Below are 875 nucleotides of genomic sequence, written 5' to 3' on the forward strand. Positions count from 1 at the left end.
CTGGCGGCGATTGAAGAGCACGAACCAGTTGCCGAAAGTCATCGCCGGTGTAAAGTTCATCGACGGAATCGAAGTCATTCCGAACACTGAAAGCCACGCCGCCTGATCAGGTCGCGTCACCCAAAATCAGCCATAGCTCTCGGATCACTGCTCTCACCATTTTGGCGGCAGTGCCTTCTGCTCGGATCGCTGCATTTCGAACAGGTGAACGTCAAATTTCACTTTTTGAGATTGTCCTTTGGATCGTCGGAATTTGCTTGCTAGATCGCTTTGTCCAGTTGCCGCAATCTCTCCTCAATGCGGCATTCCCTACAACCGTTCTCGGCGCATATCCGCACTCGACCGGATGGCTAAAAGCGTTCGATCTTTTTTTTGGCTTAGCCTTGGTAGCTATCAGCGAAGAAGTCATATTTCGCCGATACATCCGGCTAGCATTCCGGCCTTATCTGGGTGACGGCATCTTTGCCGTTCTCACTACGTCAATTTTGTTCGGCTCAATTCATTGGTGGGCCGGCCTTGGTAATGTCCTTTCTGCGTCTACTGTTGGCCTTTTCCTCATGTTAATGCTGCGGCGGTCGGGTGTGCTATGGCCGGTGGCACTCGCGCATTACCTGCTAGACTTGATCAATTTCGCCTAACGCGCCTTGCAGGTTCGGAAGTCTTACGACTGCTCCTGGCCCGTTTGAGACCTGGCGAGGGGTACTAAAGATGTCCGCTCACTGGGGCTGACCGGAAGTCGTCTCGGGAAAACCAAGCCGACGCGATTGACCCTGGCTGTGTAAAAACGCGGCGCTTGACGTGATTCTCGCGGTATGATTCCCGCACGATTTGCGGGGGTCTCGGATGAAGCGCTTCATTGAGGGTGCGGATCGTGG

1 protein-coding gene is annotated in these 875 nt (G+C 53.7%); it reads left to right on the plus strand.

The features are described 5' to 3' along the window. The first annotated feature begins 257 nt into the window (after positions 1 to 257). A complete protein-coding gene (locus tag QJT78_RS51705; protein WP_244433194.1) occupies positions 258 to 638 on the plus strand; it encodes a CPBP family intramembrane glutamic endopeptidase in 381 nt (126 codons plus the stop codon). The last annotated feature ends 237 nt before the right edge of the window (positions 639 to 875 follow it).

It is taken from the genome of Bradyrhizobium sp. Mp27 (assembly GCF_029953005.1).
Taxonomy (GTDB): domain Bacteria; phylum Pseudomonadota; class Alphaproteobacteria; order Rhizobiales; family Xanthobacteraceae; genus Bradyrhizobium; species Bradyrhizobium barranii.